This is a genomic window from Cytobacillus sp. QJM3NY_8 (assembly GCF_056173585.1).
The window spans coordinates 2,685,271-2,703,331 of sequence record NZ_CM149681.1 but is presented as its reverse complement, the minus strand read 5'-3'; the positions used below and the strand labels follow the sequence as shown (position 1 = coordinate 2,703,331).

Sequence of the window (18,061 nt, the reverse complement as noted above, 5' to 3'; positions counted from 1 at the left end):
GATAATTTGTTAGTAAACTCCTCATTTTATACTTATTTCGGAATGCGAAATTTGTCAAAAGAATAGGCATCATACTCTATTATCACTCTTAAATTAGTTCACTAGAATTAATAGTGAAAGATAACTATTAATTTGGGGGTATGTATTTATGACTTTGAAGAAAAAAGTTCTTTCTGTATCACTATCCGGTTTAATGGCTTTAGGTGCAGTTACAGCAGTGGGGATGCCTGCAGGTGCCGTTGGAAATGGTCCAGGCGCAGGCAATGGATCCATTCAGACTTCCATTCTGCATACATATGATAGTTTAACAGAATATTTGAAGACGCAGGATGCCAAGCAGGAGGCCATGCAGCTTGAAGTAATCGGCCAGACAGTAAAGGGCCGTGATATTTACATGGCAAAATACATATCCAATCCTGAAAATCCGACCATTCTTTTTCTGACTCAGCAGCACGGGAATGAGCAGCTGACAACTGAAGGAGCGTTGGAGTTTATTAAGCACCTTGGCACCGGCAAGTCAGGCGGAGTCCTTAAAGATGTCAATATTCTTGTGATACCTATGCTGAACGCGGATGGAGCAATGGGAGATGTGAACTTCTCACTTGACGATTATCTTGCCGATGGCGATCGCCATTTAACCCGCTATAATGCAAATCGTGTGGACTTGAACCGGGAACATGATAAAGAGACAAGCGAAATGGAGCCTGAGGCACGTGTACTCCATGAAAACGTGTTCCAAAAATACAAAATTGATTACATGATCGATCTTCATCATCAGGGTACCTTAAGTGAAACAGAAGGAAAGCTGGTATCGGGATCCATTCTTTATCCAACTAACAGCAACGTAAAACCTGAGGTTCTTGAAAAATCCAAAAAGCTGGGTTCAGTAGTGTTTAATGCACTTCACCATACAGGCTGGGGCCATATTGGAAAATATGTCGGCGGAACAGGTGAAAACATTGGCCGAAACGGGGCTGCTGTCCGTTACGACATTTCTACCCTGCTTTTTGAAATGCGCGGAATGTCCGACCACAACTATGAGCCTTATGCCCTTGGACAAAAGAGCAACGGTTATCTCATCAAGCAAACAATCACGACACTCGATGCGGCAGTAAAAGCCATAGCAGATGGTTCAATCAATTCTGCTGACACAAGCTTCTGGGATACTTTGCCTGAACAGACAACAAGACAAAGTGAAGAAGCTGATGAGTAAAAGTGATTCACCTCCGGCCATTGCCGGGGGTGTTTTTTATGCAAAAACCAGCCTAAGGGAAGCCTTAATGAGCTGAATGGCGTATCTCTGGTTAAAGCAATAGCAACCAGCGTCAACCTAAAGCATCTTTATCAAAAGTAAAAAATATGCGTCAACCCTCAGGATATACACAACATTTTGGACAAAGTCCAAAAGAAACTGGGTCAATCTTCAAGTTATAGCCGCTTCTCCAGCAAAAGTTATAAAATGATGCACCATCCCCATAATAGATATCACATCTCAAACAAGAACCAAAATAACTAGCGTCAATCGCTAAGTTCGATGCAGCTTCTCCAGCAAAAGTTCAAAGAAACTGCATCAATCCCCATAATAGATACTACATCTCAAACAAGAACCAAAAGATCCTGCATAATAGCCATTTCAAAACGAATATCTCAAATACCAAGGGTGATTCAGCGTGGATAGTTCCATAAAGACCTGGTACTTTACCAAAAAATCAAGTAAGTTTAACAGTTTTCAGTGAAGAAAAGCCCATTTATCAGATTTTTATAATTTTATTTAAATAAGTTGTTGACAATTCCTATGGGTATGGTAGGATTAATCTCAACATCACCAAAAATAAACTAATAAACTTATAATTTCCTAGACTAAATAAAGGAGGCGAGCCTCACTGAAACAGGCTGACTGGGAAGAGTTATCTGCTCACTTGAAGCAGATGCTAGGGAGCATTAAATTCGGATCGATCACATTGGTCGTCCAGGATGGCAAAGTCATACAACTTGAGAAGAACGAAAAGGTTCGTCTTCAACCAAATAAGCGCGCTGACTAGACAAACTAGAGGCTGTTTTTCCTCCTGAAGGATTTTTTCAGGCGGGAAGACTGCCTTTTTTGGTTGAGAAAAAATTTTCAAGAAAGTGAAAGGAGTACTGCAAGATGAGCACTGCAGTGACATATGAAAATTGGAATCAGATCTCTGATGCATTCCGAATTGATGATAAATCAAAAGGCGCCCGAGATGTATTGGAATGGGCCTATAAAAATTATCCTGACGACAAGATTGTCTATGCATCGAGTTTCGGGGCAGAAGCCATTGTGCTGATTGACTTAATACACGAAATCAAACCTGATGCACATATTGTCTTTTTGGATACAGGGCTCCACTTCCTTGAAACCTATGAAGTCATTGATAAAATCGAGGCCCGTTTCCCAACGCTTCGGATTGAGCGGAAAGAGCCCAAGCTGACACTGGACCAGCAGGCTGCAGAATATGGTTCAGCCCTTTGGAAAAGGGAGCCCAATTCATGCTGCCAGATCCGCAAAGTGATTCCATTAAGAGAAGCATTAACACCAAAGCAGGCCTGGATTTCTGGCCTTCGGAGGGAGCAGTCGCCGACAAGAGCGAATACTCAATTCCTTAACAGGGATGAAAAGTTCAAGAATATCAAAATCTGCCCGCTGATTCACTGGACATGGGATGAAGTTTGGGGCTATATCAGGGAAAAAAACCTGCCATACAACACCCTGCATGACAATGGATATCCAAGCATCGGTTGTTTTCCCTGTACACAGGCAGTCGATGAAAATGGCGATTCCCGTGCCGGACGATGGTCCGGGACTGGCAAAACGGAATGTGGCCTTCACACGAGCTAGAGGGAGGATGATACCATGCTTACGATTATAGCGGTCACAGTCGGTTTATTTTTCGCCATGAATATCGGGGCAAGCGGAGCAGCAGCATCCATGGGGATCGCGTATGGTTCAGGTGTCCTAAAAAACCGCATTTTAGCTCTTGTTCTTTGCGGCTTGGCCGTTTTCTTCGGAGCATGGCTTGGCGGAGGAGAAGTGGTAAAAACAATGGGAAGCGGTATTGTCCCTAAAGAGACCTTCACAGTTGCCATCGCGCTGATTGTGATTGCATCTGCCGCATTATCGCTGTTTCTTGCAAATGTTTTCGGCATCCCGCTGTCTACCAGTGAGGTGACAGTCGGTTCTGTTGTTGGTGCTGGAATCGTCTACCAATCCGTATTTGCCGGAAAGCTTGCCTGGATCGTTATGTTCTGGCTGATTACTCCATTTGCTGCTTTTTTAATTGCCATAGCGGCAGCCGCATTTTTAAAGAGAAACTTTGTACAGAACCTGATTAAAAAGCCTAAGGCTGCTCCGATTTTAGCCATGCTCGTCATTTTTATGGGCGTGTTTGAAGCATTCTCGGCAGGCATGAATAATGTTGCCAATGCAGTCGGCCCGCTTGTTGGTGCAGGCATTATGAGCACTGGCAGCGGAATCTTCTGGGGAGGGCTGTTTGTTGCTTTAGGAGCCATTTTACTGGGGAAAAATGTCCTCGAAACAAATGGCAAAAAAATTACAAAAATCCGTCTTGAAGAAGGCTGTGTCATTTCAGGAACAGGAGCAGGAATTGTTACGATCGCTTCCGTTTTTGGAATCCCTGTCCCTTTAACGCAAATCACCACTTCCTCCATCATCGGAATCGGATTTGTAAAGCAGGGACGATCAGTCTTCAAGAAGGACATCGTCATTCAGCTATTAGTTGTATGGGTTGTTTCACCGGTATTATCGATGGTCCTATCCTATACGCTCATCCAGCTGCTCATTGAACAAAATGTATATCCGGTGATTGCTATGGCCGGTGTTCTAATCTCCGTATTCGGAGTGAAATTCTTAATGAATCAGGCACCAGCTGCTGCAAGTCCGATTACTGAAAAAAAGTAAATCCGAAAAAGAAAGGTTGATGAAGAATGGCTCTGCCGAAACCTCATGGAGGAAAATTAATTCAAAACTATAATCCAAATTATGACCTGACAGGAATTGAAAAAGAAATTTTAATAGACGCCATAGCACTGAGTGATCTGGAACTTATAGGTGTTGGCTTATTCAGTCCTCTGACAGGTTTCCTTGGAAAAGCAGACTATGAATCTGTTGTTGAAAAAATGAGATTAGCAGACGGAACCATTTGGTCCATTCCGGTTACACTGCCGGTTTCAGCGGAAAAAGCCAAAGAGCTCACAGCCGGTGAAAAGTTTAAGCTGGTAAACGAAGGTGAAGTGTACGGAGTCATCACTGTATCAGAATGGTATGAGCCTGACTTAACCAAGGAAGCGAGCGAAGTCTACAAGACGGAAGAGCTGGCACACCCAGGAGTGAAAAGGCTTTTTGAACGCGGTCCGGTTTATGCTGCAGGCGAGGTAACGCTGATTAAAAAACCTGGTAAAGGCGTAGCGGAGGATGTATGGTTTGAGCCTAAAGAAACAAGGGCACTATTTGAAGAAAAAGGCTGGAAAACAGTGGTTGGCTTCCAGACAAGGAACCCTGTACACCGGGCACACGAATACATCCAAAAAGCTGCTTTGGAAACGGTGGATGGACTGTTTTTGAACCCGCTTGTAGGGGAAACAAAATCAGATGATATCCCTGCTGATGTCCGTCTTAAGAGCTACCGGGTCCTATTGGAAAATTACTATCCAAAAGAGCGCACGCAGCTGGCTGTCTATCCCGCAGCAATGAGATATGCGGGTCCGCGTGAAGCAATCTTCCATGCCATTGCAAGGAAAAACTTCGGCTGCACACACTTCATCGTCGGCAGAGACCATGCCGGTGTCGGCAATTATTATGGCACATATGATGCGCAGCATATTTTCAGCCATTTTACAGAAGAGGAGCTTGGCATCAAACCGCTGTTCTTTGAGCACAGCTTTTACTGCAATAAGTGCGAAGGCATGGCATCTGATAAAACCTGCCCTCACAGCAAAGAAGACCGTGTCATTCTATCCGGCACAAAGGTAAGGGAAATGCTCCGGAACGGGGAGCTGCCGCCTTCCACTTTCAGCCGCAAAGAGGTAGTCGAAGTATTAATTGAAGGCATGAGAGAAAAAGAAACGGTATAAGGGGCGGATATAATGACAAAGGCAACAAACATCACCTGGCATGACTCTGCGATTACGAAGGAAGACAGGCGGGCTCAGAACGGCCATGGAAGTGTGGTCCTTTGGTTTACCGGGCTATCAGGCTCGGGCAAATCAACAATTGCAAATGCTGTATCCCACGAACTGTTTCGCCAGGGAATCAATGAATATGTACTGGATGGCGACAATGTCAGACACGGCTTAAATAAAGATCTTGGCTTTTCAGAAGCCGACAGAAATGAAAATATCAGGCGTATTGGGGAAGTTGCGAAGCTGTTTGTGGACAGCGGCAAGATCGTCACAACTGCCTTTATCTCTCCATTCCGTTCGGACAGAGAAACGGTTAGGGCGCTGTTTGAAGAAGGAGAATTTATTGAAGTCTTCATCGACTGTCCGCTCGAAGAATGTGAACGGCGGGACCCAAAGAAATTATATGCCAAAGCACGGCGCGGGGAAATAAAGAATTTTACAGGAATCGATTCCCCGTATGAAGCACCTGAAAACCCTGAAATCACGGTCCGATCTGACCAGTACACAGTAGAAGAAGCAGTCGGGCAGATATTAACACATTTGCGTGAGAAGAATATCCTATAAAAACCGGGAGTCTCTTTTTAATAGGAGACTCCTTTTCTGAAAAAATAATTCCTACTATTTCACCCCGAAAAATGGTATTATAGAAAACAACTAGATTATTAGCTTAGGAAAAGCATTAAAAGGCATATATTATAAGATATTACAGAAAGGGCGGTCATGAGAATGACGGGAAAAGTTTTTTTAGTAGGTGCCGGCCCGGGAGATCCGGAACTTATGACTGTTAAGGGAATGCGCTGCCTGCAGGAGGCAGATGTCATTCTATATGATCGTCTAGTGAACCGGGAGCTGTTAAATCATGCAAAAAAAGAAGCGCAGCTCGTTTATTGCGGCAAGCTTCCCAATCATCACGTCATGAAGCAGGAAACCATCAATCACCTGCTTGTTAAATATGCAAAAAAAGGTTTGCTGGTTTGCCGGCTAAAAGGCGGTGATCCATTTGTTTTCGGCAGGGGCGGGGAAGAGGCAGAAGAGTGTGCCAATAATGATGTGCCATTTGAAATTGTACCTGGAGTGACTGCAGGAATCGCGGCATCTGCTTATGCGGGAATTCCTGTAACACACCGTACCTTAAGCAAAAGTTTCGCTTTTGTCACCGGACATCAGGCCGGAAACGAAGAAGCTGAACACCAGTGGGCCCAACTGGCACATGCAGTTGACACGATTTGTGTGTATATGGGTGTTTCCCACTTGCCTAATATTGTTAAAAATCTCATTCATAACGGAAAATCCACTCAAACACCAATTGCACTCGTACACTGGGGAACTCTTTCAAATCAGCGGACAGTTACGGGCACGCTTGCCAATATCGAGAGCAAAGTAAAAGAAGCAAAAATTTCGAATCCAAGCATGATTGTCATTGGGGAAGTTGTAAAAATGCATCATAAAATTAATTGGTTCGAAGAGGAAATTGCGCCTCATCTGCCTGTGGTGCATGGATAGGTTACGATTAAGCAGTATGAAGAAAGTCCATCAAGGAAAGGAGGCGCCAAATGAAAGCTGTCCTATACATCGGCCATGGCACACGTTCTAAAAAAGGCGCTGCCGAAGCATCTCTTTTTATCAGGAGTGTCATGAAAAAGGTAGACGCTCCTATACAAAAGCTTTGTTTCCTTGAATTAACAGAGCCAGACATTGAGGCTGGATTTGAATACTGTGTCCATGAGGGAGCGGAAGAAATTGTCATTGTGCCTCTATTTTTGCTGGCTGCGGGTCATATTAAGCAGGATATCCCTGAAGCGCTTGCCCCTTTAATAAAAAAGCATCCGGCCATAACTGTAAGGATGGCGGATCCGTTTGGAGTCCAGGACAGCATTCTTGACGCAATTGCAGAACTTGCGGCAGATGAAGCACAGCCAATCCGTTCTAATGATTCGCTTTTAATTGTAGGGAGAGGAAGCAGTGACCCTTCAATTCTTCAATCCTTTAACTCAATCAAAAGGGGAATCAGCCGGCGGCTTGGTATAAGGAATGTGCAAGTCTGCTATTTGGCAGCTGCTGCGCCGTCCTTCAAGGATGGACTTGATTCCATTTGCAATGAGGCCAGAGGGAGGATTATCGTCATTCCTTATCTATTATTCTCGGGGCTTTTATTAAGTGAGGTAGTAAGAGAGGTCAATAAGAAAATAAAAGCAGGATCCTCTGTGAACCTTACTGATACTTTAGGAAAACATGTGGCAATCCAGAATCTAGTCGCTGAAAAAGCGAATGGAGAGGTGAATGTGAATGCATCCGTTATTCATTAATTTAACCAACAAGAAGATCGTTATTGCAGGCGGCGGCAGAATTGCCTTTCGAAAAGCGAAAACACTTGATGGAGAACGGGCCAATATCACTTTTGTTGCTCCTGATTTTACCGACGATATCATTTGTCTTGCCCATCAAAGAGGGTATGAGCTCATTCAGCGGGAGGCGCATCCTGAAGATTTTAAAGATGCTTTTTTATCGATTCTGGCCACAAATATTCGTGAAACCAACCAGCAGCTGGCGAGGTCGCTTGATTTATATCAGCTTGTCTGTGTTGTCGATGATGCAGGAGAAGGAAATGCAATCTTTCCGGCAGCTGTAAGACGCGGTCCGCTGCAAATCGCAGTCACCTCGAATGGCGCAAGCCCCAAGCTGACCCGGATGCTAAAAAAACAGCTGGATGAACAATTTGATGAAAGCTGGACGGGATATTCAGAATTTCTGGCAAAATGCCGTGAACATATTAAAAAACTTTCTATTCATTCAGCTGAGAAAAATGAGCTTCTCGCCGAATTGCTGGATGACCGCTATCGCCTGTCGGAGGATGAGCGGGAAAGTAAATGGGCATATCTGTCCTCATTAAAATAATCAACTCCTCAACCGTGTCCTGACACACGGTTTTTTTATTTTGTTTTATTGTGCAAATCTACTATGGTACATTGATAGTAACGAAGCAGGAAGGCGGCGGGGAATGTGCATTTTTTATCTTATGAACTCGCTCAGGGAATAGTGGAGCGGACTATGAAAATTCTGAAAAAAAATATAAATGTTATGAATGAAGAAGGGGTTATTATCGGTACTGGTGAAAAGGAAAGGATCAATCAGGTTCATGATGGAGCTCTGCTGGTCCTAAAAAAAGGGGAAAGTGTGGAGATTGATGAAAGAAGTGCCGCAGAGCTTAAAGGGGCCAAGCCTGGAATCAATCTGCCGATCCGTTTTCATAATCAAATTATTGGTGTTGTCGGTATAACGGGGGAACCTGAGCAAATCAGGAATTTCGCAGAGCTTGTTAAAATGGCAGCAGAACTGGTTTTGGAGCAATCGTTTCTTTTGGAGAGAGTACAATGGAAGCAGCGGCTCCAAAGTGAGATAGTGAACCTCCTTATTTCTGAAGAACCATTGAATGAAGCGTGGTTAGAAGAGAGGGCCGGCTTCCTGGGATATGACCTGAAAATCCCGAGAACCGTGATTGTGCTCAAGCTGCACGAAGACCTTGGAACCATGAATCAAAAGCTGATCAATGACATCCATTTTGAATTGGGAAAACAGGATTTAACAGGGGTTACGTTCAATAATGAAATTGTCATATTGAAAGCAGGGGAGCCCACAGAACAAATCGCTGCTTTAAAGAGGATCGCCGGCCTTTCAAAGAGGAAGGCGGCAGTTGCTATTGGAAACACATCGGAGAACATAAGCGGATTGAAGTCCTCCTATCGGCATGCGCAGCAGCTGACTGTCCTTGGTCCAAAGATTCATCGTGACGCCGATTATTACAGTTATGAAACGTACTGGCTGGATATTAAGCTATCCATGCTCGCCCAAAAGGAAGAACATACATTTTCTTTCTATGACCGGCTCCTTGCTCAGGATAAAAAAGGGGAACTGGCACATACGCTTGATGTTTTCATAAAAGAAGGAGGCGATCTTGGCAAAATAGCGGATCACTTATTTATCCACCGCAACACCCTGAGATACCGTCTGGATAAGATAACAGAACTTACGGGAAAAGACCCGCGTAATGTAAAGATGCTATTCGAACTTTATGTGGCAAAATTAGTAAACGACTTAAATTAATTGTGCGATTGCACAATTAATAGAGTGATCTATCCGTTTTTTTCATCATCATTCACGATGTAATAGAAAAGGCAAACGCTTACAATAGATTTATAAGCTAATCATCATGGGAGGGCTAAATGTGGATGTAACTGTAAGCGCTTTAGGAGCAATAACTGCCTTAGTCATTGCCATACTATTAATCTTTAAAAAAGTTCCGCCTGCTTATGGAATGGTTGCAGGTGCTTTAATAGGCGGTTTAGTCGGCGGAGCAGATATTGCAAGCACTGTTAATTTAATGATGGAAGGAGCAAAAGGCATCATACCGGCGGTGCTCAGAATCCTGGCTGCGGGTATATTGGCAGGAGTACTGATAGAATCTGGCGCAGCTTCATCGATTGCCGAAACAATAGTTAAAAAATTGGGAGAAACCCGAGCGCTGCTAGCCTTAGCAGTGGCAACAATGATCCTGACAACGGTCGGTGTATTTGTTGATGTGGCAGTCATTACCGTATCACCTATTGCCTTAGCTATCGCGAAACGGGCAAAACTTTCCAAAACAGCCATTTTGCTGGCGATGATTGGTGGAGGGAAAGCAGGGAACATCATGTCACCCAACCCAAATGCCATTGCAGCTTCAGACGCATTCGGTGTTCCGCTTACTTCGGTTATGGCTGCTGGAATCATCCCGGCCATATTCGGACTTGCTGTTACGTATTTCATTGCAAAGAAACTTGTAAATAAGGGTTCAGCTATCTCAGATGGGGAAGTGGAAGTGAACAGTAATACAAAGCTTCCATTATTTATCACTGCCATGATTGCGCCGCTGGTTACGATTGTTTTGTTGGCGCTTCGCCCATTATTTGATATCAATATTGATCCGATGGTGGCACTTCCAGCCGGGGGAATTATCGGAGCCATTGCGATGAAGAAGACAAGAAAAATCAATGAGTATGCTATTTCAGGTTTAAACAAGATGTCAGGCGTTGCCATTATGCTTCTTGGAACAGGAACCCTGGCTGGAATCATAGCAAACTCAAGCTTAAAAGATGTGATCATTAATGGATTAACCTCTTCAGGTCTTCCAGCCTATCTGCTGGCGCCTGTCTCTGGTATTTTCATGTCAGCTGCTACAGCATCCACAACTGCAGGTACAGCAGTGGCAAGCGGTGTGTTTGGCAGTACCATTTTAGGATTGGGAGTATCAGCGCTTGCAGGCGCTGCCATGATCCATGCAGGTGCAACCGTACTGGATCATTTGCCGCACGGAAGCTTTTTCCACGCAACGGCAGGAAGTGTCAATATGGATATTAAAGAACGCCTGAAGCTGATGCCATATGAATCGCTTATCGGTTTAACTCTTGCAGTCATTTCTACACTTATATTTGGAGTCTTTAAGCTTTTTGGCTAATAGAAAGGGAGAGGATCAAATATGAAAATCGTGATTGCCCCGGATTCATTTAAGGAAAGTTTATCGGCACTTGAGGCTGCGAATGCCATTGAAAGAGGTTTTAAATTCATATTTCCCGAAGCTGATTATAAAAAAATGCCGATGGCTGACGGCGGAGAAGGAACAGTCCAATCGCTTGTTGATGCAACGGAAGGTTCGATCATAGAGCGAACTGTTACAGGACCTCTCGGGGAACCTGTTAAAGCATTCTTTGGATTAATGGGGGATGGAAAGACAGCAGTCATTGAAATGGCAGCTGCGTCAGGCTTGCATTTGGTTCCTTCAGAAAAACGGAACCCCTTAATTACTTCAACCAGGGGAACAGGAGAGTTAATCACAGCTGCATTGGACTTAGGAGTTCAGCACATTATTATTGGAATTGGCGGTAGTGCTACCAATGATGCAGGAGCTGGAATGATTCAAGCCTTAGGCGGTAAACTCCTTGACAAAACCGGCAGTGAAATCGGACAAGGCGGAGGGTCGCTTGTGCAGCTGGAAGCAATAGACATGTCAGGCCTTGATTCAAGGCTCCGAGATGTCCATTTCGAAGTGGCCTGTGACGTTGATAACCCTTTAACCGGTCCAAGAGGTGCCTCGGCTATCTTTGGCCCTCAAAAAGGAGCGACACCTGAGATGGTCGAGCTGCTGGATCAGAATTTAGGGCATTTCGCAGATGTGGTCGAAAACACCCTTGGCAAATCATTTCGCCATATTGAGGGAGCAGGCGCTGCCGGAGGAATAGGCGGAAGTTTGCTTGCCCTTTTAAATGCAGACTTAAAAAAAGGGATTGAAATCGTCCTTCATGCCGTAGACTTTGAAAATGAGGTAAAGGATGCGGACCTTGTCATTACTGGAGAAGGAAAAATTGACAGCCAAACCATATATGGAAAAACGCCAATCGGTGTGGCTAGAGCGGCAAAGAAACATGGGATACCGGTAATCGGTCTTGCAGGTTCTTTATCTGACGACAGCGATATTGTTCATGAACACGGAATCGATGCTCTATTCAGCATTGTTCCAGGTGTTGTAACCCTTCCTGAAGCTTTGGAAAAGGCAGCAATATATATGGAAAGAACAGCGAGAAACATAGCTGCCAGTATGAAAATGAATGGGTCATTATAATGAGAGGCTGCGAAATGCAGCTTCTTTTTTATAGCCTTAATTCGAGTAGTCAGATTTAGCAAAAAGAGGCTTATTCTTCGCAAATATCGAATATGTTAAAGGATTACATAAATGGAGGCCAATCATATGAAAGCAATTGCAGTCACACAATACGGTAGTCCGGACGTACTAATTTACACAGAAATGGAAATTCCAAAAATAATGCGGGATCAAGTATTGATTAAAGTGGAAAATGCAAGCGTCAATTTTGCGGATGTGAAAGCGAGAATTGGGCAGGGAGGAACTGGCCGATTTCCGTTTATTCCCGGCCTTGATGCAGCAGGGGTAGTAGTGGAAATAGGGAGTGAAATTACAAAATTCAAAATTGGAGATCGCGTCGCAGCGTTCCCTTCTGAAGGATCTTATGGTGAGTACGCTGCAGCTGAAGAAAACCTGACGTTTGCAGTGCCGGATGAAGTAGCGTTGGATAAGGCTGCAGCATCCCTGACTGTTTCTTTCTTATCTTATAAATTGCTTGCAGATATTGCAAGAATCCAAAATGGGGAAACCGTTCTGGTTCATTCAGCAGCAGGTGGGGTAGGCACTACTGCAATCCAAATGGCAAAGATATTAGGAGCAGATCTGGTTATCGGAACTGTTGGCAATGAAACGAAAGTGCCTGCTGCTGTGGAAGCAGGTTCAGATCATGTCATTGTATACGAAGAGATTGATTTTGCAAAAAGGGTAATTGAAATAACCGGTGGAAAAGGTGCGGATATTATCCTGGATTCCCTTGCCGGCAGCAAAACGCAGAAAAGTTTCAGTTGTCTGGCTGAATATGGCCGACTTATCCAATTCGGCAATTCGAGCGGCAAACCAGGGATCATAAACACGAATGACCTGCATAAGAGCTGCCGTTCTGCCTTGGGCTACAGCCTCGGGACAACAAGAAAGAAGCGTCCGGAATCACTCAGGGAAACAGCACAAAAAGTCATGCAGTTTTTAAAAGAAGAGAGACTGAATATTAGAATTGGGAACAGGTTTCCTTTGGAAGAAGCAGCTGAAGCCCATAAACTGATCGAAAGCCGAATGAGTACCGGAAAAATATTGTTGGATATACAATAATAATATTATGTGAACAAGATTGAAAGGGAAATTGAAACGGGCCGCCAATCCCCTTTCAATTTCCCGTGACCAATATAAGCACAAAATACCCAATCATCGTGACCAACCCAAAAGGAACACCAAATACTGCCCACTCTTTACTCGTAATCTGCAGTTTACCCGCAGCAATAATATTGGGAATATTGCCTGGAATAAGCATTCCTCCGCTGATCAGCAGTCCAAGGAGGATGGATTGAACCGTAAAATGGTCCATTGATGGGCTAATTTCAGCAGCTGCAAGTGTTGCATTATCCAGTACGGCAGAGATCATATTGATCCAATATAATAAAAGCGGATTTAAACCTATTAAAAAGTGATTGATTAACGGTTCAAACCCGGCCCCAAGCATTGTCAGGCCCATGACAAAGAAATATATTTTCAAAGCCCTGACAAAGATTTCTTCATAGTTTTCACTAGCAGGCTTTTTAGTAAAGGACGCTTTCCCTGAAATAGGCGGCTTAACAGCAAGTGCGGCCATAATTCCGAAAAATAGGAGGGCAACGGTAATTTGCGGTCCAACCAATTCCATCAAAAAGAAGAAGTCTTCTTTCATTTTACTGATTGCAATGGTGGAAAGCGGCTCGCCAATCGGCGTCAAGGCTGCACCCAGGCCAATCGAAAAACAGGCGAGTACGGTCAGCCTGATTTCAGAGCTTCTTTCCAGCCGAAGCGCACTGACGATTAATACAAGAACTAACGCAGCGATAATAGCTGTAATAACACTTGAAATTAACCCAAGAAAAATCACAGTCAAAGCTGCAAATAATCGAAAAGGCATAATCCGGCTTACGGATAGGATGCTTCTTTCCAAATTTGCCTGAAACCATTTAAACAGCAGACCTGCAATAAAGACAGCAAGCGTAATTTTTACTGGTTCCTGTGCTGCTTTTACAAAAAGTCCGCTATTTAGAACTCCGCTTGCCAGTGCAGCTGAAAGCCCCATCACAAACAAAAACATCTCCAGATTTTTTTCCACGAACTCAGAAAGAAAAGGCATGACAAGAACAATAATGAAAATAACCACTAACAAATAAATCATAAATCCTGCTCCATTTGGTTATTTTCCAAGTTAAACACAAGGAATACTACATGCATATGCTGCGAATCGGACAAACTTGCCAAAAGAAAAGCGGAAGCGCCTTGCCCACGAATGAACGCAGTCTAAGAACGCCGCGTCCTGTGGCAACGTCTGCATGACCCCCATCCTCCCAAAAGCTGCCGCTTTTGGTCGTGCGATGATTATGCTGACGAAGCCTTCCTTGTCCTGGGGGCATCACCTCGAGGGGGGTAGGCTGCTTGCGCTAGACAGTTATCAAAGTGAAAATAAATCCCTGCAGGAGACCCGCAGGGATTTTCACTTAGTTATAGTCATTTAATACTGTTCCGGAAAGATCAAATTCAGGTTCGATGCTTTTTATGGTATTTGTGTCAGCAGGAGTTGTACCGGCAGGCTGTCTTTCGTCAACAGCAGATGATACTAGAGGGGATAAACTGCGCTCTTTCTTTGCTTGATTGTCCAACAAATGAATCAACTCCTTTACAGTATTTGTTATTTACATTCCTATTTAATTGTTATATTCAAACATGTAATTTATGGAAGTTGTTTTAGTAAGGTATTTATATTTTATCCCAATAAAGAAAATATATTTACAAAGCAGCATTTATTATTTTTAGATTATTCTATCCTTTGAGCTTAATCTATTTGGTATGTTAAGATGTTATTTTATTAAAATTTTTGAACAGCTTGATACTAGAGAGGAAGTTCAGCTTGGATAAACGCATCTATTTATTAGCAATCATATCGTTTGTTGTTGGAATGGTGGAATTGATTATAGGCGGGCTGCTGGATCTTGTAGCATCAGATCTGGGTGTCAGTTTGGGGCAGGCAGGTCTGTTAATTACTGTATTCTCGCTCGCCTTTGCCATCGCTGCGCCCGTCCTGCTTACGATTACGGTTAAAATGGAACGCAGCCGTTTAATGATGATATCATTGGCTGTATTTTTGGCCGGTAATATTGTTGCCGTACTTAGCCCCCTTTACAGTGTATTATTAATTGGCCGGGTTTTAGCGGCAGCAAGCGGCTCACTGCTTATCGCATTATGTATGACAATGGCTTCCTACATCGTCACAGAAGAATATCGTGCACGTGCCATCGGCATCGTCTTTATGGGAATCAGTGCATCCCTTGTGCTGGGTGTGCCCATTGGCTTGATGCTTGGAAATGTTTTTGGCTGGCGCGCTCCGTTTGTTCTCATATCTGCACTGACAGTCATATCAATGGCAGGCGTTCATTTCTTTATGGGCAAAGTTGCTCCAAAGCCCGCTGTTCCAATAGGCATCCAGCTTAAAACCCTGAAAAGCCGCAAAATCGCTCTAACACAGATAACATCGTTCCTGTTAATGACTGGCCATTTAACTTTTTACGGTTACCTTACTCCATTCCTGAAGATGAAAATGGGGCTTGACGGCAATTGGGTCAGCATTGTTTACCTGATTTTCGGAATTGCGGCTGTCATCGGAGGAGGAATCGGCGGCCTCCTGGCAGACCGTTTTGGTGCAAAATCTGTCATTTTGACGCTTCTTGCCATGTTTGGGATTACCCTTTTCTCATTGCCGTTTGCCGCTTTTTCTCTGCCCGTTTTCCTGATTGCGGTAGTCATTTGGAGTATGCTCAGCTGGGCGGTCACACCGGCCATACACAGCTATTTAATTGAAGTGACACCCGAAACTTCTGATATCCAGCAAACATTGAACAACTCCGCAGTTCATATGGGAATGGCATTCGGAAGCATGATCGGCGGCATCATGATCGAGACAACCTCAGTAGAATATAATGCGGCTGCAGGCAGTATTTTTATTATTATTGCTCTTGGCACTGCAGTTCTTTCCATGGCTAAAAAAGAGAGAAGGACTGCTGCAGCTGAATAGATATGAGTAAAATGCCAGCTTCTTGGAAGGCTGGCATTTCTATTTGTGGAAAACTGACGAACTATTTCAATTATTTTAAAAATAATCTTTCGAAATATATTGATATATTTTCCTTTCATCCACTATAATCAAATTGTCAGATGGTAAAAGAAGATAGTTGAGGAGGAATTTGTAAATCATTTTTTTATAATAATAAATGATAGAAAAAGGGGTCCGTTTCATGAGTCAACTAAGCTATATGCTCCGTACTTTAATCGTTATTATCCCGACTGTATTGATCATAAGCGTTGCAGTATGCGTTGGTAATGGATTGAAAGGCAATGCGTTTTGGATTACCATTGCTTTTATTATGATTCTCGGTTCGCTTGCTGGAATATTATCCGCATTTATGAACTACCGAAAGTTTATTGCACCCATCAGCAAAATTAATGCCTTTATCGATGAACTTGCAGATGGAAATATGTCCACAAGACTTGACGAAAAATCAGTGGGACAGCTTGGATCGATTGCTTCAGCTTTGAATCATACTGCAGCTGCCTGGCAGGAAGTGCTGAATAAAGTGGTTATAGCTTCTAACGAAGTCACACAATATGCACAGCAGCTATCATCAGGTGCCCAGCAGACAAATATGGCAACAAGCCACATAGCTGAGGTCATTGAAGAAGTAGCAGCAGGTGCCGATAATCAGGTCAAGGGGGTCGGAACTGCATCCCATGTCATCATGCAGATGTCCGAAAGCCTGACACAGGTTGCGGCAAATTCAGAACAGGTTACAGAGCAAATCAACGATTCACTGGAAAAGGCAAATCATGGTTCTGCATCCATTTCAACAGCAGCATGCCAAATGAACTCCATACATGTAAATGTACAGGATTTATCCAAAGTAGTAAAAGGCCTTGGCCAGCGGTCACAGGAGATCGGAAAGATTATCGAAGTGATTACAGGCATTGCCGCTCAAACAAATCTTCTGGCTTTAAATGCTGCTATTGAAGCGGCCCGCGCAGGAGAGCAGGGAAAAGGCTTTGCCGTTGTAGCAAACGAGGTTAGAAATCTCGCTGAAAAGTCTGCAGAATCCACCCTGCAAATCAGCCAGCTGATATCAAAAATCCAGGAAGAAACCAATCAGGTTGTCCAGACAATGGACTTGGTTAATCATGAAGTAACCGAAGGAATGGAAGTCATGAAGGATGCAGGCGATTCTTTTGCACAAATCCAGCAGTCAGTCAGCACGGTGACGAATCAAATGGAGGAAGTCGCTTCAGCCATTCAGCATATGTCTGTCGGTTCGCAGAAAATGGTTCAGTCCATGGACGAAATATCACATGTGGCAAATGAATCAGCCATGGCCACACAAAGTGTACTTGCTTCAACGGAAGAACAGGCTGCATCAATGGAGGAAATTTCACTCTCTGCTGACCAGCTTACGAGCATGGCGGAGGATTTGAAAGGGTTGATCAGCAGATTTAAGTTATAGAGTTTAGGTCAAAAACCTAAACTCTTTTTATTATTATTGTGTATAGGAGAAGTTTTATTTGATCGAAAAAGAAAGGAGGGTACCAGAAATCATTATGCAGCTTCATGCACTTTTAAGGCGTATTCCAGAAATGGAACATGGGAGGGAGAAAGCTGCATCTGAATTAAACAAGCGCAAAGCTGGATTTATAGGTGAACAAAAGCTGGATTATTATTTAGATTTTCTGGATGAAAAGAAATATAGAATCTTTCATGGGCTGCGTCTTTCAAATAGAAAACAATTTTTTCATATGGATACTTTACTCCTTACAAAAAGATTTGCCATGATCCTTAAGGTAAAAAACTGGAACGGAACCTTCATCCTTGAACCCAATTTCCACCAGCTCATCCGAATCCATAACGAAAAGGAGGAAGCTTTCCACGACCCGATTTCCAAAGCTGAACACCAAAGCCGGCAATTAAAAAAGAGGCTGGCTGCAAATGGTTTCCCGGATATCCCGATAGAATTTGACGTCTTTATCAGCAGTCCTTCCACCATCAAAAAATCACCTTCTAAACAAACCTCCAGTAAAGTTCTTCATGCACACCGACTATTAAGTAAACTTACCTCTATTGAAAAATCATATTCTATTGAGAGATTAAATGAAAAACAAATAAAAAAATTAGCCATACACTATTGAAAAAACATGTCAGAGCATGAA

18 protein-coding genes are annotated in these 18,061 nt (G+C 43.5%); 16 read left to right on the top strand and 2 right to left on the bottom strand.

The genetic code is table 11. The features are described 5' to 3' along the window. Positions 1-148: 148 nt before the first annotated feature. The 13 genes from AC0VZ9_RS14070 (at position 149) to AC0VZ9_RS14010 (ending at position 12,919) form a co-directional block, all read left to right on the top strand. Positions 149-1,213 (top strand): M14 family zinc carboxypeptidase, encoded by a 1,065-nt coding sequence (locus AC0VZ9_RS14070; protein WP_009334407.1) that lies wholly within the window; start codon positions 149-151, stop codon positions 1,211-1,213. Positions 1,214-1,919: 706 nt separating this feature from the next. Next, complete coding sequence (locus AC0VZ9_RS14065) at positions 1,920-2,042, top strand: YezD family protein (RefSeq protein WP_372675480.1); 123 nt, start codon at positions 1,920-1,922, stop codon at positions 2,040-2,042. 104 nt (positions 2,043-2,146) lie between these two features. After that, positions 2,147-2,863 carry a phosphoadenylyl-sulfate reductase gene (locus AC0VZ9_RS14060; RefSeq protein ID WP_009334408.1) on the top strand — a complete coding sequence of 239 codons (717 nt, stop codon included), beginning with the start codon at positions 2,147-2,149 and terminating at the stop codon, positions 2,861-2,863. A gap of 15 nt (positions 2,864-2,878) precedes the next feature. Then, positions 2,879-3,943: an inorganic phosphate transporter gene (locus AC0VZ9_RS14055; RefSeq protein WP_009334409.1), complete on the top strand. Its 1,065-nt coding sequence runs from the start codon at positions 2,879-2,881 to the stop codon at positions 3,941-3,943. Between the two features lie 26 nt (positions 3,944-3,969). Next, positions 3,970-5,115 (top strand): sulfate adenylyltransferase, encoded by a 1,146-nt coding sequence (gene sat / locus AC0VZ9_RS14050; protein ID WP_009334410.1) that lies wholly within the window; start codon positions 3,970-3,972, stop codon positions 5,113-5,115. A gap of 12 nt (positions 5,116-5,127) precedes the next feature. Further along, complete coding sequence (gene cysC / locus AC0VZ9_RS14045) at positions 5,128-5,727, top strand: adenylyl-sulfate kinase (RefSeq protein ID WP_009334411.1); 600 nt, start codon at positions 5,128-5,130, stop codon at positions 5,725-5,727. Between the two features lie 162 nt (positions 5,728-5,889). Next, the gene (gene cobA / locus AC0VZ9_RS14040; protein WP_009334412.1) at positions 5,890-6,666 is read left to right on the top strand and encodes a uroporphyrinogen-III C-methyltransferase; all 777 of its coding nucleotides are present in this window, start codon (positions 5,890-5,892) and stop codon (positions 6,664-6,666) included. 29 nt (positions 6,667-6,695) lie between these two features. Next, positions 6,696-7,469, top strand: a complete 774-nt coding sequence (locus AC0VZ9_RS14035) for a sirohydrochlorin chelatase (RefSeq protein WP_264159241.1) — start codon at positions 6,696-6,698, stop codon at positions 7,467-7,469. Then, entirely contained in the window at positions 7,450-8,058 is a 609-nt protein-coding gene (locus AC0VZ9_RS14030) for a precorrin-2 dehydrogenase/sirohydrochlorin ferrochelatase family protein (RefSeq protein WP_009334414.1), read from the top strand. The genes AC0VZ9_RS14035 and AC0VZ9_RS14030 overlap by 20 nt, the downstream gene beginning before the upstream one ends. A 105-nt stretch (positions 8,059-8,163) precedes the next feature. Beyond that, positions 8,164-9,264 carry a CdaR family transcriptional regulator gene (locus AC0VZ9_RS14025; protein ID WP_009334415.1) on the top strand — a complete coding sequence of 367 codons (1,101 nt, stop codon included), beginning with the start codon at positions 8,164-8,166 and terminating at the stop codon, positions 9,262-9,264. Between the two features lie 106 nt (positions 9,265-9,370). Then, a complete protein-coding gene (locus AC0VZ9_RS14020) occupies positions 9,371-10,654 on the top strand; it encodes a GntP family permease (protein ID WP_180321090.1) in 1,284 nt (427 codons plus the stop codon). Between the two features lie 21 nt (positions 10,655-10,675). Next, positions 10,676-11,815, top strand: coding sequence for a glycerate kinase (locus AC0VZ9_RS14015; protein ID WP_009334417.1), 1,140 nt, complete (start codon positions 10,676-10,678; stop codon positions 11,813-11,815). Positions 11,816-11,941: 126 nt separating this feature from the next. Then, the gene (locus tag AC0VZ9_RS14010; RefSeq protein ID WP_475396353.1) at positions 11,942-12,919 is read left to right on the top strand and encodes a quinone oxidoreductase family protein; all 978 of its coding nucleotides are present in this window, start codon (positions 11,942-11,944) and stop codon (positions 12,917-12,919) included. Between the two features lie 55 nt (positions 12,920-12,974). Here AC0VZ9_RS14010 and AC0VZ9_RS14005 read toward each other — a convergent pair whose 3' ends face one another. Together AC0VZ9_RS14005 and AC0VZ9_RS14000 are read right to left on the bottom strand one after the other, a co-directional pair. After that, positions 12,975-13,997, bottom strand: coding sequence for a DUF1646 family protein (locus AC0VZ9_RS14005; protein WP_251174542.1), 1,023 nt, complete (start codon positions 13,995-13,997; stop codon positions 12,975-12,977). Positions 13,998-14,316: 319 nt separating this feature from the next. Next, a complete protein-coding gene (locus AC0VZ9_RS14000; RefSeq protein ID WP_009334420.1) occupies positions 14,317-14,481 on the bottom strand; it encodes a hypothetical protein in 165 nt (54 codons plus the stop codon). Between the two features lie 245 nt (positions 14,482-14,726). Here AC0VZ9_RS14000 and AC0VZ9_RS13995 point away from each other — a divergent pair, with 245 nt between their 5' ends. The 3 genes from AC0VZ9_RS13995 (at position 14,727) to AC0VZ9_RS13985 (ending at position 18,040) form a co-directional block, all read left to right on the top strand. Continuing rightward, complete coding sequence (locus tag AC0VZ9_RS13995) at positions 14,727-15,887, top strand: MFS transporter (protein WP_009334421.1); 1,161 nt, start codon at positions 14,727-14,729, stop codon at positions 15,885-15,887. A 220-nt stretch (positions 15,888-16,107) separates the two neighbouring features. After that, positions 16,108-17,361, top strand: a complete 1,254-nt coding sequence (locus AC0VZ9_RS13990) for a methyl-accepting chemotaxis protein (protein WP_009334422.1) — start codon at positions 16,108-16,110, stop codon at positions 17,359-17,361. A 58-nt stretch (positions 17,362-17,419) separates the two neighbouring features. Further along, a complete protein-coding gene (locus AC0VZ9_RS13985; protein WP_009334423.1) occupies positions 17,420-18,040 on the top strand; it encodes a nuclease-related domain-containing protein in 621 nt (206 codons plus the stop codon). The last annotated feature ends 21 nt before the right edge of the window (positions 18,041-18,061 follow it).

Coding starts and splice junctions, on each gene's coding strand:
- AC0VZ9_RS14070 (WP_009334407.1), top strand. CDS start 149: ATGACTTTGAAGAAAAAAGTTCTTTCTGTATCACTATCCGGTTTAATG.
- AC0VZ9_RS14060 (WP_009334408.1), top strand. CDS start 2,147: ATGAGCACTGCAGTGACATATGAAAATTGGAATCAGATCTCTGATGCA.
- AC0VZ9_RS14055 (WP_009334409.1), top strand. CDS start 2,879: ATGCTTACGATTATAGCGGTCACAGTCGGTTTATTTTTCGCCATGAAT.
- sat (WP_009334410.1), top strand. CDS start 3,970: ATGGCTCTGCCGAAACCTCATGGAGGAAAATTAATTCAAAACTATAAT.
- cysC (WP_009334411.1), top strand. CDS start 5,128: ATGACAAAGGCAACAAACATCACCTGGCATGACTCTGCGATTACGAAG.
- cobA (WP_009334412.1), top strand. CDS start 5,890: ATGACGGGAAAAGTTTTTTTAGTAGGTGCCGGCCCGGGAGATCCGGAA.
- AC0VZ9_RS14030 (WP_009334414.1), top strand. CDS start 7,450: ATGCATCCGTTATTCATTAATTTAACCAACAAGAAGATCGTTATTGCA.
- AC0VZ9_RS14020 (WP_180321090.1), top strand. CDS start 9,371: ATGGGAGGGCTAAATGTGGATGTAACTGTAAGCGCTTTAGGAGCAATA.
- AC0VZ9_RS14015 (WP_009334417.1), top strand. CDS start 10,676: ATGAAAATCGTGATTGCCCCGGATTCATTTAAGGAAAGTTTATCGGCA.
- AC0VZ9_RS14010 (WP_475396353.1), top strand. CDS start 11,942: ATGAAAGCAATTGCAGTCACACAATACGGTAGTCCGGACGTACTAATT.
- AC0VZ9_RS14005 (WP_251174542.1), bottom strand. CDS start 13,997: ATGATTTATTTGTTAGTGGTTATTTTCATTATTGTTCTTGTCATGCCT.
- AC0VZ9_RS13990 (WP_009334422.1), top strand. CDS start 16,108: ATGAGTCAACTAAGCTATATGCTCCGTACTTTAATCGTTATTATCCCG.